The 277-nt window shown below is 72.6% G+C and carries 1 pseudogene; it reads right to left on the bottom strand.

Annotated elements, in window-relative coordinates:
* Positions 1-277, bottom strand: a pseudogene (locus AOK22_RS42815) (ABC transporter ATP-binding protein); the annotation flags it as partial.

The raw sequence follows: 277 nt of genomic DNA, 5'->3' as shown, positions 1-277 counted from the left end.
GCGCCAGGTCGTAGAGGAGCTGGGGGATCCCGGTGCGCGGGTGCGGCACCACGGAGGCCTCGACGCCGAACACCTTCCGGACCAGCTCCGGGGCGAGGACGTCCGCCGGTGTGCCGCAGGCGACCAGGCGGCCGGTGTCGAGCACGGCGATCCGGTCGCAGACCTGCGCCGCCAGATTGAGGTCGTGCAGCGCGGTGAGCACGGTCGGCCCGGAGCCGCGCAGAAAGGACAGCAGCCCCACCTGGTGCCGTACGTCGAGGTGGTTGGTGGGTTCGTC

Origin of the sequence: Streptomyces silaceus, assembly GCF_001419745.1 — a bacterium.
GTDB classification, from domain to species: Bacteria; Actinomycetota; Actinomycetes; order Streptomycetales; family Streptomycetaceae; genus Streptomyces; species Streptomyces silaceus.
Note: the sequence above shows the minus strand (reverse complement) of the source record. Positions and strands in the feature narration are given on the sequence as shown.